General features: G+C 40.5%; 12 protein-coding genes. 6 read left to right on the top strand and 6 right to left on the bottom strand.

Annotation, left to right across the window (positions count from 1 at the left end):
- Positions 1-7 precede the first annotated feature (7 nt).
- Positions 8-490: a winged helix-turn-helix transcriptional regulator gene (locus tag PTRA_RS11935; protein ID WP_011328920.1), complete on the top strand. Its 483-nt coding sequence runs from the start codon at positions 8-10 to the stop codon at positions 488-490.
- Positions 491-557: 67 nt separating this feature from the next.
- Here the strand turns inward: PTRA_RS11935 and PTRA_RS11930 are convergent, their stop codons facing one another.
- Entirely contained in the window at positions 558-1,163 is a 606-nt protein-coding gene (locus PTRA_RS11930; RefSeq protein WP_058373933.1) for a TIGR04211 family SH3 domain-containing protein, read from the bottom strand.
- A 216-nt stretch (positions 1,164-1,379) separates the two neighbouring features.
- Here PTRA_RS11930 and PTRA_RS11925 point away from each other — a divergent pair, with 216 nt between their 5' ends.
- On the top strand, positions 1,380-2,900 hold the full coding sequence (locus PTRA_RS11925) for a CYTH and CHAD domain-containing protein (protein ID WP_058373932.1): 1,521 nt from the start codon (positions 1,380-1,382) through the stop codon (positions 2,898-2,900).
- Between the two features lie 60 nt (positions 2,901-2,960).
- Here the strand turns inward: PTRA_RS11925 and PTRA_RS11920 are convergent, their stop codons facing one another.
- A complete protein-coding gene (locus PTRA_RS11920; protein ID WP_058373931.1) occupies positions 2,961-4,481 on the bottom strand; it encodes a S10 family peptidase in 1,521 nt (506 codons plus the stop codon).
- Positions 4,482-4,833: 352 nt separating this feature from the next.
- Here PTRA_RS11920 and PTRA_RS11915 point away from each other — a divergent pair, with 352 nt between their 5' ends.
- The 4 genes from PTRA_RS11915 (at position 4,834) to mrcB (ending at position 10,378) form a co-directional block, all read left to right on the top strand.
- On the top strand, positions 4,834-6,099 hold the full coding sequence (locus tag PTRA_RS11915; RefSeq protein WP_058374595.1) for a GGDEF domain-containing response regulator: 1,266 nt from the start codon (positions 4,834-4,836) through the stop codon (positions 6,097-6,099).
- Between the two features lie 182 nt (positions 6,100-6,281).
- Positions 6,282-6,620, top strand: a complete 339-nt coding sequence (locus PTRA_RS11910; RefSeq protein WP_058373930.1) for a P-II family nitrogen regulator — start codon at positions 6,282-6,284, stop codon at positions 6,618-6,620.
- A gap of 9 nt (positions 6,621-6,629) precedes the next feature.
- Entirely contained in the window at positions 6,630-7,859 is a 1,230-nt protein-coding gene (locus PTRA_RS11905) for an ammonium transporter (RefSeq protein WP_011328914.1), read from the top strand.
- Between the two features lie 176 nt (positions 7,860-8,035).
- Complete coding sequence (mrcB, locus tag PTRA_RS11900) at positions 8,036-10,378, top strand: penicillin-binding protein 1B (RefSeq protein ID WP_058373929.1); 2,343 nt, start codon at positions 8,036-8,038, stop codon at positions 10,376-10,378.
- Positions 10,379-10,452: 74 nt separating this feature from the next.
- Here the strand turns inward: mrcB and hemL are convergent, their stop codons facing one another.
- The 4 genes from hemL to PTRA_RS11880 form a co-directional block, all read right to left on the bottom strand.
- The gene (gene hemL / locus PTRA_RS11895; RefSeq protein WP_058373928.1) at positions 10,453-11,733 is read right to left on the bottom strand and encodes a glutamate-1-semialdehyde 2,1-aminomutase; all 1,281 of its coding nucleotides are present in this window, start codon (positions 11,731-11,733) and stop codon (positions 10,453-10,455) included.
- A gap of 36 nt (positions 11,734-11,769) precedes the next feature.
- The gene (locus tag PTRA_RS11890; RefSeq protein WP_011328911.1) at positions 11,770-12,786 is read right to left on the bottom strand and encodes an aspartate carbamoyltransferase; all 1,017 of its coding nucleotides are present in this window, start codon (positions 12,784-12,786) and stop codon (positions 11,770-11,772) included.
- 117 nt (positions 12,787-12,903) lie between these two features.
- Positions 12,904-13,338 carry a CopD family protein gene (locus PTRA_RS11885; protein ID WP_011328910.1) on the bottom strand — a complete coding sequence of 145 codons (435 nt, stop codon included), beginning with the start codon at positions 13,336-13,338 and terminating at the stop codon, positions 12,904-12,906.
- Positions 13,339-13,354: 16 nt separating this feature from the next.
- A complete protein-coding gene (locus PTRA_RS11880) occupies positions 13,355-15,037 on the bottom strand; it encodes a chloride channel protein (RefSeq protein ID WP_058373927.1) in 1,683 nt (560 codons plus the stop codon).
- Positions 15,038-15,137 lie beyond the last annotated feature (100 nt).

Raw genomic sequence — 15,137 nt, 5'->3', positions numbered from 1 at the left:
TTCTGTTATGACGAGTCCAAATAGATTACGCCTGCTTGATCGTATCGATTTAGCTATTTTAGACGTTCTGCAACAGAACGGCAGAATTTCAAATGTTAACCTCGCAAAGCAGGTTAATTTAAGCCCCAGCCCTTGTCTTGATCGTGTAAAACGTTTAGAGCAAGAAGGCTATATTGAAGGCTATGTTGCCAAGCTTAGCGAAGCCAAGCTTAATCAAAGCTTAGTTGCACATGTACAAGTGTCACTGGTCACTTCAAATACCGCGGTATTTAAAGTGTTTAGAGAACACATTTTAAAAATTAGGCAAGTAGTGGAGTGCGACATGGTTGCTGGTGGCTACGACTACTTGCTGAAGATCAGGGTATCAAACATGGACGAGTACAGGCAAGTGCTTGGCGACTTAGTTGATATACCAGGAGTGGGAACGCATCACACCTACATGGTAATTGAAAAAATAAAACAAGATCCGGGTCTGCGCCTAGATTTGTAATACAAATTGCAGGCATAAAAAAAGCATCAAATGATGCTTTTTTTATGCGACTAATTAAGTTGTCGTATTATGCCCAGCCTTGATAACGCTTACGGCGAGACAACACAATCGTTAATATAATACCTAAAAACAATCCTAAAAATGCAATAGCACCGCCATAAGTAAGTAATTGGCGTTTTTCTTTAGAGCTAGTGGCTTGCTTTAAAGTGCGTTCTTGCTCAAGCGTGGTTTTTAATTCAGTTATTTGTGTAAATAATTGTTTGTTTTGGTTTGTTAACTGCACGTTTTGCTCTTGCAACTGCGGTAATTCAACTTGTGCTTGGCGCAGTTTATTTTGTATTGAGCTCATTTCATCACTTAACGTTTGGTACTGCTTATGTAAGCCAGCTGTTTGTGTGATGTATTTAGCTTCAACCCAACCTTCACGATCTTTATCATCCTTAACTTTTAAAAAGCCGTTTTCTTCACCCGATAATAAGGTCAGTTGTGTGCCTGCATCAATAGAGCCGAGTAAACGATAGTTTTTGCTCGCACCAGAGCGCATAAACGTATAAAGATTGTCAATTATATAAGCTGTTTTTGCATTGGTGGGGGCTGCTGTTTGAGCTTCTTCTGCTTGGCTCGCAAATGTTGAGGCTGTTAAAAACAGCCATAATAAACAGTGTTTTAGCATTTATTTACCTTGTTAATCTAACCGTGTCCGTTTAGAACGTGATTTTATATTTCACATAAGTATAGCGATAATATGGATTAAATAGCGCAATAGCAAGGTTGATATTGTAACCGGTGTTATTTTATTAGCGGCCCATTTTGACTAAAATATTTGCAATATGGGGCGGCTTTGTTTATTTTGACCACTTATTAATTTTAAGGGTAATCCGCATAACTAATGGATACTGAGATAGAACTAAAATTTTTGGTATCAGATGCCGTCATTCCACTGATCCCCTCATTAATTACACAATTTGCAAAAACAGTTACTAATAAGCCATCTCGAAGTTTACAAAATGCTTATTATGATACGCCAAGCCGTGAGCTTAGAGCCCTTGATATTGGCTATAGAACGCGTTGTGCTGATAATAAATGTGAGCAAACAATTAAACTCGCCGGTGAGGTTGTTGGGGGCTTACATCAACGTCCTGAATTTAACTTACCAATAGAGTCTAATCGTCCAGATTTAATGGCATTTAACCCATCTATTTGGCCTCATGGCATGCAAGCCAATGTTATTGCACAAAATATACATCCGATTTTTAGTACTAACTTTATTCGCCGTACCTGGCTAATTGAGACTCAAAACGGTGCAAAAATAGAAGTAGTGCTTGATAAAGGTGAAATTGCCGCAGCGGGTAAAGTTGAGGTGATCAGCGAGCTTGAAATTGAACTTGTTGAGGGCAGCCGTAATGAATTATTTGCGCTAGCCGATAAATTAGTAAGCCAAAACTGTATTCGCTTAGGCTTGTATTCAAAGGCTGCAAGAGGGTATCGCCTTGCTGACGACACGCCACTGCAACCAAGTAAATCAATTGGGTTTGTTAAACTCAAAGGGCAAGTAACCCAAGAGCAAGCATTAATAGAGGCTATGGGTTTTGGTATTCGTTTTGTGCAAAAGCACGAACAATGTTATTTCGATAAGCCAAGTTTAAAAACCTTAAAACGAGTAACCGACGGTATAAGCTTAATTCGTCATAACTTTTGGTTGTTTGACGACATTGTTAGCAAAGAAAGTACTGAGCATTTACGCAACGAACTAAAGTGGTTACTCAGCGAGTTAGCGTGGGTTGAAAATGCAATTCAATTAAAAACCTATACTTCTAAACGCCACGCTTTTTATAAAAAAATAAACAACGCACCGGCATTAACACAAGTTATTAATGACCTAAAAGAGCTACAGCCTAGCATTGACGACATTTATGCGCTGTTTCATAGTGCACGCTATAATCGTTTAATACTGTCGTTAACAACCTGGTTAATAGACAAACAATGGCGCAAGTTTTGGGATCAAAAGCAATTACAAAACGCTGACCAATCGGTAGCCAGCATTGCTAACCGTTTGTTTGATAAAGATTGGCGAAATTTGCATAAGCTGTTACCTAAAGAACAAACTTTAACTGCGAACGACTACCTTAATATACGCACACAATTAGAGAACAGTTTACTAAGTGGTAATTGCTTAGGTGCGTTATTTGATAAAGAAGAGCGCTTAGAGTTTAGACTCCCTTGGCTTGATATTTCTCATGGTATGTATGAGCTTAGTACCCTTGACTATTTAAAGCAGCTTTGCGGTGGTCAAGAAGATGAAAAACTAGCTAAAATTCAAACATGGCTAGAACAAAAAACAGAATATTTGGTAAGTGCAATGGAGCAAAGTAGATTGGCTTCGTTCGATATAAAGCCTTATTGGCTTTAGATTTACAGAATATAATTAAATAAAAAAGGCTCATTACGAGCCTTTTTTTATGTTTGCTGATTAATATTTAGCAGCTTGGCCTTCTTTAGGTAATGCTGCTTTTATAAACTCACGTAAGTCGGTATTAGAGCTCTCTAAATCCGCATGGCGTAAGTACATCATATGTCCGCTTCTGTAGCCTTTAAAGCTTAAACGGTCTTGCATTTTTCCACTAGGGTCTAACTGCCATAACGTATATTTAGCATCAAAGTAGTTAGTTGCACCGTCATAATAACCCGATTGAATCATTACCTTTAAATACGGGTTTTGCGCCATAGCTAAACGCAAGTTTTCGCCGGTGTTATTCCCGCTTCTGTCCCATGGGTGCACATTACCAAACAGGTTATATTTAATATCTGTTTTATAATTTAACTCTTCACGCAAGTAATGATTAATCGCGGGAGTGAATGAGTGTAACCACGACGTGAGTTCTGCCCAGTAATCAGGCGATTCGCCCGCATCGCGTTTATCAATACCTAAATAACGCGAGTCTAAGCGTCCTACCATTTGGCCGCGGTCACGTAATAGCTCTTTCCAAAAAAACTGCGTTGGAATATCTAAGTTATTTTGCTCTACAAAGGTTTCAGAAAGCCCTGCATATTGCGCCATTTTTTTAATTATGCGGCGTTTTTCATCATCTGCAATAAAGCCGCCTTTAGCCAGTGCGGGGATCAGTTCGTTAATTGTAAACTGTTCAACTTCAGGCAGTAATTCGTCTAGGTCTTTAGCTTGTAAGTTGGCATTTAATGCTTTGTGATACCAAGCTGTAGCGGCAAAGTAAGGCAGGCGGTTAGCCGCTTTAATTGGGCCGTCGCGTTTAATACCAATATCGGTTGGTGAAACCAATACTACGCCGTTAATGTACATCCATTGGCTATTTTGCAGTTCATGAGCAAGGCCCGATACACGTGTTGTACCATAGCTTTCGCCAATTAAAAACTTAGGAGAGCGCCAGCGCTCGTTTCTGTTTACAAAGGTATTTAGCCACTCAGCGAGGTACTTAATATCGGCTTTTACGCCAAAAAACTGCTCTTTTTGTTCAGCTTTAGAGAGTAATTTACCTTCTTTATCTTCAACCACGCGAGAGTAGCCGGTGTTTACCGGATTTACATATACAATATCGGCAATGTCGAGCACAGAGTAAGGGTTGTCTTTAACCCCATATGGTTGAATGGGGTAGCCTTCATCATCAATTTTTAATACGCGAGGGCCAGTATAAGCAAGGTGCATCCAAACCGATGCCGAACCTGGGCCGCCATTAAACGAAATAAGCAAAGGGCGCTTTGCTCTGTCATCTACCTTATCGCGGGTATAGTAAGTGTATTGTAGGGTTGCTATGGCATCGCCTTTGTCATCCCAAACAGGTTGCGTGCCGGTTGCAACCGTATATGAAAAGCGCTGATTATTAATTTTTGCTTTGTGCTCAGTAACCACTTTACTGTCGATATCAATGCGACGCTGGTTATTATCGGCAAAGGAGGCACTACTAAGTGTTAAGGCAATGGCGGCAATAGGTAAAAAAATACTTTGGCTAAACTTCATGAATGACCCTTTTTTATTGTTAATGTTCTATTAAAAGAAATATTCGGTAAAAAAACAAAAGTATTGAGACTAGTTGCCGATAATAGTGGTTGAGTCAATATAATGTGTAAAAACTTAGCTTTTAACGCATTATATCGCCCTTTATTTCGATTGTGATGAAAGTAATGTATATTCACATTTATTTATAAATAGTAGCTTAAATAAGTGAGATTTACTTTTAAAAAATAGTGGCAAACCGACAGGGTGTGTAATTTGCTTTTTAATAAATTTAAAACCTCACCAAAGGCTTTAAATTTATGATGAACACATGGTTATAAAACAAGTAATCAAATTAGAAGTAAAGAGAAGCCCTATGCAAAGACTGTTGATAGTTGAAGATAGTAAAGTAGTACAACAAGTCCTTCGCCATATATCTGCACAGTATCTTGATGTTGCCATTGATTTTGCTTGGTCTTTATCTGAGTGTAAAGAATTTGTAAGTAAACACAGCTATACACTTGCCTTAGTTGATTTAACGCTCCCCGACGCACCAAATGGTGAGGTGGCCAAGTATACCTTATTAAAAGGTATTCCTACTGTGGTGCTTACCTCTAAAATGGATGAGTACAAACGCCTGCAAATGTTAGAATTAGGCGTAATTGATTACGTGATAAAAGATAATCGTGATTCATATAATTACGCTATAAAATTAGTTGCACAGCTGCTGCGTAACCAAGGTTGTAAAGCATTAATAGCCGACGACTCGGTTTTAAGTCGCACTTTAATGAAGCAAATGCTAGAAAAACAACTGTTTGCAGTAAGTGAGGCGCACGATGGACGCCAAGCATTAGATATGCTTAAAAACGATGCTGAGATTAAATTACTCATGACAGACTATGCAATGCCAACAATGGATGGTTTTGAGTTAGTTAAAGCGGTAAGAAATTTTAGAGGCCGCGATGACCTAGCAATTATTGGGTTATCAGGTGCGAGTAAGCATGGTTTATCGGCGCGATTTATTAAATATGGCGCAAATGACTTTTTAACTAAACCATTTATGAATGAAGAGTTTCATTGTCGTGTATTGCAAACCATGGAGCAGTTATCGTTAATTGCAGACATTAAAGAAAGTGCTTTTCGAGATCATCTTACCGGGCTTTATAATCGTCGTTACTTTTATCAATATGCTGAAAAACTACTTAAAAATAAAAATCATAAAAATAGCTTAGTGTTACTCGATATAGATTTTTTTAAAGCTATAAACGATGAATTTGGGCATGACGGCGGCGATCAAGCGCTTAAACAAGTGAGTAATTTAATCCGTACGTCATTTTCTAACAGTACTGTTGCACGTATTGGTGGTGAAGAGTTTGCAATTATATTAGCGCAAGTAGAAGTTGAACAAGCCGAAAAATGTTTAAATTCATTTATACAAAAGCTCGCAAGTTACGACTTTACTATCAGTGATAAAACCTTATCAATAACAGCAAGCATAGGCTTAGCCGAATTTCAAAATACCAGTTTAACTGCTGCTATGCGTGTTGCCGATAGGGCTTTGTATCAAGCTAAAAAGCAAGGGCGCAATTGTGTGGTTTTAAATAACACCTTGCAGCTAGCAGAGGTTACAGCTATACGTTGAGTTAAATACGTACGCACCAATCAAGTATTATATATAACAAAAACGCACCTAATTGGTGCTTTTTTTTGTTTTAAATATAAAGTATTTTTATAAGTTATTGTTTTTTATTGCCATATATAAATGGCATAAAGCTTGGATTGTATTAACTAAGAAAAACAATAACGTGTCCTAAGGGGACTAAAATGAAAATGATTAGTGCAATCATAAAGCCATTTAAATTAGATGAAGTGCGCACAGCACTCGCTGATTTAGGTATAGAAGGGATGACAGTTGTTGATGTAAAAGGCTTTGGTCGACAACGTGGTCATACCGAATTGTATCGTGGGGCAGAATACCAAGTTGATTTTATTCCTAAAATTAAACTCGAAATTGCCACTCGTACTGAAAACTGCCAACGCGTAGTTGACTCAATTACGCAAGTTGCGGGCACCGGCAAAATAGGTGACGGTAAGATTTTTGTGTACGACCTAGATCACATTGTTCGTATTCGTACGGGCGAACTTGATGAAGATGCACTTTAAGGGGGATTTATGGAAAGTACACTGATAGAGCTAAAGTTTTCGCTCGACACCTTTTATTTTTTAATTTGTGGCATATTAGTAATGTGGATGGCTGCAGGATTTGCCATGTTAGAGGCGGGTTTAGTACGCTCAAAAAACACCACAGAAATATTAACTAAAAATATCGCCTTGTATTCAATTGCATGCACCATGTTTTTACTCGTTGGTTACAATATTATGTATGTAGGGAATACCGAGGGAGGCATTATTCCTTCATTTGGTGGCTTAATTGGTACACAAGCCGCTGATGCTGATCATTCTCTAGAGTCTGATTTTTTCTTTCAAGTTGTTTTTGTTGCCACGGCTATGTCTATTGTCTCGGGTGCGGTGGCTGAGCGCATGAAGTTGTGGGCATTTTTGGTGTTTACCTTGGTGTTAACTGGGCTTATATATCCTATTGAGGGTTACTGGACTTGGGGTTCGGGGTTTTTATCGGCAATGGGTTTTGTTGACTTTGCTGGCTCAGCAATAGTGCATGCAACCGGCGCATCAGCGGCATTAGCTGGCGTATTATTACTGGGTGCACGCAAAGGTAAATATGGTAAAAATGGCGAAATATACCCAATTCCGGGGTCAAACTTACCTTTGGCAACGTTAGGTACGTTTATTTTATGGATGGGCTGGTTTGGTTTTAATGGCGGCTCGCAGTTACTTATATCAGATGCTGAAAACGCGACTGCAGTAGGAAAAATTTTATTAAACACCAATGCAGCTGCTGCAATGGGCGCTGTTTCGGCACTGTTTGTTTGTAAAGCATTATGGGGTAAAGCCGATTTAACTATGGTGTTAAATGGCGCGTTAGCTGGGCTGGTTGTGATTACCGCCGATCCGCTTTCACCTTCACCATTGATGGCGTGTTTATTAGGATTATTAGGCGGCTCATTAGTGGTATTTAGTATTGTTATACTTGATAAGGCAAAAATAGACGACCCAGTGGGTGCTATTTCTGTGCATGGCGTATGTGGGGTACTTGGTATTATGTTAGTACCTGTGACAAACGCCGAGGCAAACTTGGTAACTCAGTTAATAGGCTTGTTGTGTATTATTGGTTTTGTGTTTATTTCTTCGCTGCTGGTGTGGGCAATTTTAAAGCATACTATGGGCATTAGGGTTACCGAAGAAGAAGAGTTAAACGGTATGGATCAACACGATTGTGGCATTGACGCCTATCCAGAATTTGTATCGGTTCGTAGTAATTAAATTTAAGTTATTGTGTGTTGTCCAAAGCGCTACTTAGGTAGCGCTTTTTTATTTCAGGGGAGGTTAACTTTAGTGCTGCTAAGATGGGTTGTTAATTTACCTTATAATGGTGAACTGGCAGGTGACTATGCTAAGCTCACATCCGTAAAATAAACCTTGGAATAAATTATATTTAAATGGCTGATAATAAAAAAACACCGACAGGTAAAACCCCCACAAAGCGCAGCGCTAAACCCTCTAAAAGTACACCGCGTAACGGCGCTAAAAAAAGTACAAAAAACAAATCATCAGTTGCTCAGCGATCTTTACTCAATAAACTATGGTCTATTTTTTGGAAACTTAGCTTAGCGACATTTATTGCTATGGCGCTTTATTTTATTTACCTCGATGCAAAAATTACCCGCCAATTTGAAGGTAATAAGTGGCAGCTTCCTGCGCAAGTTTATGCACGCTCGATGGCGTTTTACCCCGGACAGTTCTTATCAAGCCAAGAGGTTATTTGGGAATTAGAGCGGCTAAACTACTCAGCCGTTAATAGATTAAGTCGTACTGGGCAATATGTTAAAACTGCCAACAGCATTAAAATATATCGTCGTGATTTTGAATTTTATGATGCGCTAGAACAGGCGCATATTATTGAGCTGCGTTTTGCTGGGCAAAAAGTGGCTAGTATTAAAGACAAGTTTGGCCGGCGTTTAAACAACGCTAGGTTGGAGCCGGTGCAAATAGCACGTATAGGTAACGACTCTAAACAAGATCGTGAATTTGTACCGCTGGATAAATTTCCGGCAATGCTCAAAGACACGCTTTTAGTGGTTGAAGATCGTAATTTTTATCAGCACCACGGGGTTTCGGTATTTTCTATTTTACGTGCACTGTACAGTAATATTCGTGCTGGGCGAACAGTTCAGGGCGGCAGTACGTTAACGCAACAACTGGCTAAAAATATTTATTTAACCCGAGAGCGCTCACTTACACGAAAAATAAATGAAGCGTTTATTGCACTTATTTTAGATTACCGTTATTCAAAAGATCAAATACTTGAAGCGTATTTAAATGAAGTATATTTAGGGCAGTCTTATAACCAAGGCGTGCATGGCATGGGCTTGGCTGCTGAGTTTTACTTTTCTAAACCAGTAGATGAGCTAGAATACGATCAAATAGCGCTGCTGGTGGCTATGGTAAAAGGGCCGTCTTATTACAATCCACGTCGTTATGAAGAGCGCACAATGGAGCGTCGTGACTTAGTGCTGCGCTTAATGGTTGAAGACAAACTTTTGAGCACTAATGAATACCGCGCTGCATTAAAACGTCCTTTAAATATAGCGCCAATGAAAGCCAGTTTACAAAAATCGTACCCAGGTTATTTAGAACTAGTAAATCGTGAACTCAAGCAGTTATTGCCCGATCAAAATGTGTTAGATGCCGGTGTTCGTGTGTTTACCTATTTTGACTTACAAAAACAAACGGCAATGGAAGAGTCGATTCAGGCAAGTTTGCCTTATTTAGAAAAACGCCCTAATACTCGCGCGCTTGAAGCGGCGATGATCTCAGTTAACGTAGAAAAAGGTGGCGTATCGGCATTAGTTTCTGGGCGCGACGTGCGTTATTCAGGCTTTAACCGAGTACTTGATACCAAACGTAATATTGGCTCATTAGTTAAGCCTGCTGTGTATTTAAGCGCGCTGCAGTTACCACATTATAACCTAGCAACTTTACTTGACGACTCACCGGTGCAAGTTACCAATGAGCAAGGTAAAGTATGGCAGCCTGAAAACTACGATCGTCAATTTCGCGGAGCAATCCCGTTATACAAAGCTTTTAGTCGCAGTATAAATATACCTGCGGTAAATCTTGGCCTTGATGTAGGGGTAGATAAAGTTGCAAACACATTAAGAGGATTAGGCGCGCAGGGAAGAATTAACGAATACCCATCGTTGTTATTGGGGGCACTTGAAATGTCTAGTTTTGAGGTAGCGCAATTGTACACAACCATTGCTGCCGATGGCGAATATAGAAAGTTAACCGCTATTTCGGCGTTAACCGACTCAATAGGCAAAGTACTGTATAAGCACGAAGTAAATTCTGAGCCGCGTTTTGCTAAAGATGCCATGTACATGACAAAATACGCAATGAAACGAGTGACTAAAGATGGCACCGCAAAACGGTTAAATTTACACTTTCCGTCGATCCAGCTTGCGGGTAAAACAGGCACCAGTAATGATTTACGCGATAGCTGGTTTGCCGGGTTTGATCAAAACACAGTGACCGTTGCTTGGCTAGGCCGAGACGATAACAAAAGTACCGGTTTAACTGGCAGTGTAGGGGCTTTAGAGACCTATATTCGTTATTTAAAACCGCTAAACCCCGAAGCGATAGCCGACACTCGTCCTCCTTCAATTCGCTGGGCGTTTATTAACGAGCTAACGGGTAAACAAGCGCCACCAGGGTGTGGCAAAGTTATTCAGCTACCACTAAGAGCCAGTGAATTTGAACCCAGGCCGCAGTGTATTCGTTAAGCTTATTTGAATAACTACAAGACACAAAAAAAGCCCGTTAGGGCTTTTTTTATTGGCTGAACAAAACTGATGTTTTACAGCTTAGCAAACGCGCGATCTGCGGCTGCAATGGTATCTTTTATTTCTTGCTCGTTGTGCGCTGCACATACAAAGCCTGCTTCAAAAGCAGACGGTGCTAAGTAAACACCTTCTTCAAGCATTAGGTGGAAAAAACGTTTAAAACGCTCTAGGTCGCACTCAGTAGCTTGTTTGTAAGTTGTTACTTTTTCAGCATCAGTAAAGAAAAAGCCATACATGCCACCGGCATAGTTAGTGGTTAATGCAATGCCTGCTTTTTTAGCACCGGCTTCAAAGCCTTCACAAATTGCTTTACTGGTTGCTTCTAGTTTTGCATGTAAGCCTGGCTCGCTTAATAACTCTAGCGATTTTAAACCTGCAGCCATGGCAATTGGGTTACCCGACAATGTACCCGCCTGATAAACAGGGCCAACCGGTGCAATATAATCCATAATTTCGGTTTTGCCGCCAAATGCGCCCACAGGCATGCCGCCGCCAATTACTTTACCTAAACAGGTTAAGTCTGGTTTTATATTGTAGTAGGCTTGTGCACCGCCAAGTGCAACTCGAAACCCGGTCATTACTTCGTCAAAAATAAGTACCGATTTGTATTCGTCACAAACGTCGCGCAAACCTTCTAAAAAGCCCGGGACCGGTGGAATACAGTTCATGTTACCAGCAACTGGTTCAACAATAATACACGCGATTTCGTCGGCATATTTAGCAAAAATAGCTTTTACTTCATCTAAATTATTAAACGATACAGTAAGCGTATGCTTTGCAAAATCTTCAGGAATACCCGGCGAATTAGGCACACCCATGGTCAATGCGCCAGAGCCGGCTTTAACTAATAATGAATCGGCGTGGCCGTGGTAACAGCCTTCAAATTTAAGTATTTTATCGCGGCCAGTAAAACCACGCGCTAAGCGAATAGCGCTCATGGTGGCTTCTGTGCCTGAGCTAACCATACGTACTTTTTCGATTGATGGTACTAGCTCTTTTACTTTTTCAGCCATTAAAATTTCGGCTTCGGTAGGCGCGCCATAACTTAGGCCGTTTTCTACCGCGTCGTGTACTGCTTGTTTAATTGCAGGGTGGTTATGGCCCATGATCATAGGGCCCCAAGAGCCAACATAATCGATATAGCGATTACCATCGGCGTCAAATGTAAACGCACCTTCAGCTTTAGTGATAAATAGCGGCGTGCCGCCTACACCATTAAAAGCACGTACTGGTGAATTTACGCCACCAGGAATAGAAGCTTGAGCGCGTGCAAATAAGTCTTGGCTAATTGTCATGAAAAATCCTATTGTTTTGTCACAAAAAAAGTTGGTTTAGCTATCGCGTTTGCGGCTAAACCAAGGTACGTCTACTTCATACTGCTCGACTTTGTTTTCTACGCCGAGGGTTAAAGCAAACAGTGCCATACGAATTAATACGCCATTTTGTACTTGGCGAAATATAGCTAAATTGTCGTTTGCGTTTAAGTCGTTATCTAGCTCGTTGGCTTCTAGGCGACTATCGCGTGGTAACGGGTGCATTAACACTGAATTAGGTTTGCAATGTGCAGTGTAAATTGATTGGCTAATTCTAAACCCACCACGGTATTTATTGGCTTCTTCTTGCGAAGGAAAGCGCTCTTCTTGAATACGTGTTTGATAAACGATGTCGGCAGCTAAGTTGCCTTCCATTTTATTTACCAATTCAATTTTATGACCTGCATTATCTACTGCATCTAATATATAGCTAGGCATTTGTAGACCATCGGGTGCAACCATCGAAAATTTCACGTTTTTATAGTGGCATAACAGTTTTGATAAAGAGTGCACAGTGCGGCCATATTTTAAGTCGCCCACTAGCGCAATGTGCATACCATCTATGTTTTGCTCAAAACGGTTAAGCTCACGCTCAATAGTTAATAAATCGAGCAGTGCTTGAGTGGGGTGCTCGTTAGGGCCATCGCCACCGTTAATAACAGGGATTGAGCAGCCTGTTGCAAATTCACTTACCGAACCTGCATCGGGGTGGCGCATAGCGACAGCATCGGCATACGCAGAAATAACACGGGCAGTGTCGTAAAGCGACTCGCCTTTAGCAAGCGCTGAGCTTTGCATGCCGGTTGTTTCGCGAACGAGTCCGCCGAGTAAGTTAAAAGCGGTGCCAAAGCTTACGCGTGTGCGTGTGCTGGGTTCAAAAAATAAGTTGGCTAAAATGGCACCTTCTAGCACGTTAGTACGCTTTTGTTTTTTAGCGTAGGGTTCCATTTTTTTAGCTACTGCAAATATACGTTCAATACAGTCTCTGTCGAGTTGATTAACTGAGAGTATATTTTCACCTTGGAAACTTAACATGGGGTTATTCCTACTTATTCAAAAAGGCGCGATAATCCTTAAAGGAGCACGCAATCGCGCATATTATAGCAAAGTTACCTAGCTAGTTGGCAGAGTAAATTACCTAGAAACGTTTTATTATAAACTGGGTTTTATTACCGCCAGTGCCACTATTATTAATAGTGCTATAACGGGTAACTCATTAAAAATACGATAAAAACGGTCACTTTTAGTGTTACGGTCATGTTTAAAATCGGCTAAAAGCTTAAAACAGTATCCATGGTATAGGTATAAAATAATTACTAGCACCAGTTTATAATGCAACCACATGCTGTACTTAAACCAATCGCGGCCATATTCAACTATGGTGAGTACACCAAATACCGCGGTTAACACGGCAAATGGAGTGACAAAAAAAAGCAGCCTACGCTCCATTACTTTAAGCATAGAGTTGCATGCTCTTTCTTCGCTCATAGCGTGGTACACAAATAGCCGTGGTAAGTAAAAAATACCGGCAAACCAGGCAATCATAAAAAATATATGCAAGGTTTTGTAAATTAATAATGCGCTCATATTACCCTCATTTTAATTAAAGTAAGCTATTACGAATGGTTAAAATATGATGGATTTGATCCCAACGTAATAACCCCATAATTTGTTGATTATCTAATAAGTTATATACATACAATGCGCCACTGCGCTTATCATTTAATAGCTCAAACGCATCAGCTAAAGTGGCTTGGCTGCTAATACCGGCCAAACTAATATAGCTAAGGTTAGTTGCTTGATCCGACATTAAACTCAAGTCATATTCAGCCAGTCGGTAGCCGTTTTCTTCATCAAATACAATTAATGGGGTTTGGCTGTCCATCGCATCAAGGGTGTTTTTTATTTGTTGTTTATCGTCGGAGTAAAGTAACTTAAAGTCTTCATCCATTTCATCCATTACCCCTACTTTTTGCAGCGCCTCAGTAGCGGGTGAGACCTGGTAAGGTAACTCTTGAAAGTCGAGTTGTTGTAAAAATATCGAGCGATTACCAAACACTTGCAGCGCGGTAACATAAGCGGTGGTAATCACTATCATGGCCGGCACTATTATTTCTGGAGATGAAGTGAGCTCCATCACTGTGGTTAAAGCCGCAAGCGGTGCATGCAGTGTTGCCGCTAATAACCCCGCCATGCCAAGTACACCATAAGTGCCTGCTATATCTGTACCTGGGCTAATAAACTGGGCAAAAAAGGCCATTAAAGTACCAATTAAAACCCCCAGCCCTATAACCGGCCCAATTAAACCACCGGGAATACCCAAACCTATCGCGAATAATGTGGCGAGTAATTTAGCAATTAAAATAGTGGTTAATAATTGCATGTCTTCAGGAGATTCAACCGCAATAGTAATTGCACTCATACCCGACCCCATTGCTTGGGGGACGGTATACGCGATTAAGCTGGCAATACAGCCGGCAATAAGTAAGCGAGGAAACATACTAAGTGGTTTAAACGTTTTAATAATTAACATTAAGTTTTGATTAAAACTATAGGCTATTGCGCCCAGCGCCATGCCACACAATATTAAGTACGGGTAATGCCAGCCACTTAGCGGTGCAATGCTTATAAGTGCTAACTCTGAGCCTTCGCCAAATACAAACTGTGTAGCCAGTGCACCTGTAACAGCTGCAAGCATTATTGGCACAAATATATGTACTTTATATTCTCGAAGTACTACTTCCATTACAAAAATAACCGCTGCTAACGGCGTGTTAAACGAGGCGGCAATACCAGCTGCAATGCCACAGCCACTAAGGGTACGCATGGCATTATGAGGTAAGTGCAATTTAGTTGCTAAGATACTTGCCCCCGTTGCACCTAAATGCACCGAAGGCCCTTCGCGTCCCACCGAAAAGCCGCTGATCAGAGCTAATGCACCACCAACAAATTGGTTTAGGGTGTTATACAGTGGCATTTGCCCGTAATGGCGTTTAATACGATGAATTACAAACGGAATACCCAAACGATAATGCTTAAAGCCAGTAAAGGCCGCAAAAAGCGCAATTAAGAGTGCCGCAATAAGGGGCATTAATACGCGTTCTAAAGTGGGGAGGGTGGTAAAGTCGTCGGGAGTTTCTAAAAATATACTTTGGAAAAAAAGAATCGTTAAGCGAAATAAAATAATAAAAAATGCAGCTATTAATCCGGCACTTACGCCTAATAAGCATAATTGTACGGATGTTTTAGGTTTGGCTAATCGACGCCTGAGTTGCTCAAGCCACATGCTTTATTTCCCCGCAGCATTTTTCAGCGGTCATTTTAGCAAAAGCCACTCGCTAAGTCGTTGTGATTTTGTAAAATAATTACATTTATAGAAAAGTTAA

Origin of the sequence: Pseudoalteromonas translucida KMM 520 (assembly GCF_001465295.1) — a bacterium.
Taxonomy (GTDB): Bacteria; Pseudomonadota; Gammaproteobacteria; order Enterobacterales; family Alteromonadaceae; genus Pseudoalteromonas; species Pseudoalteromonas translucida.
Note: the sequence above shows the minus strand (reverse complement) of the source record. Positions and strands in the feature narration are given on the sequence as shown.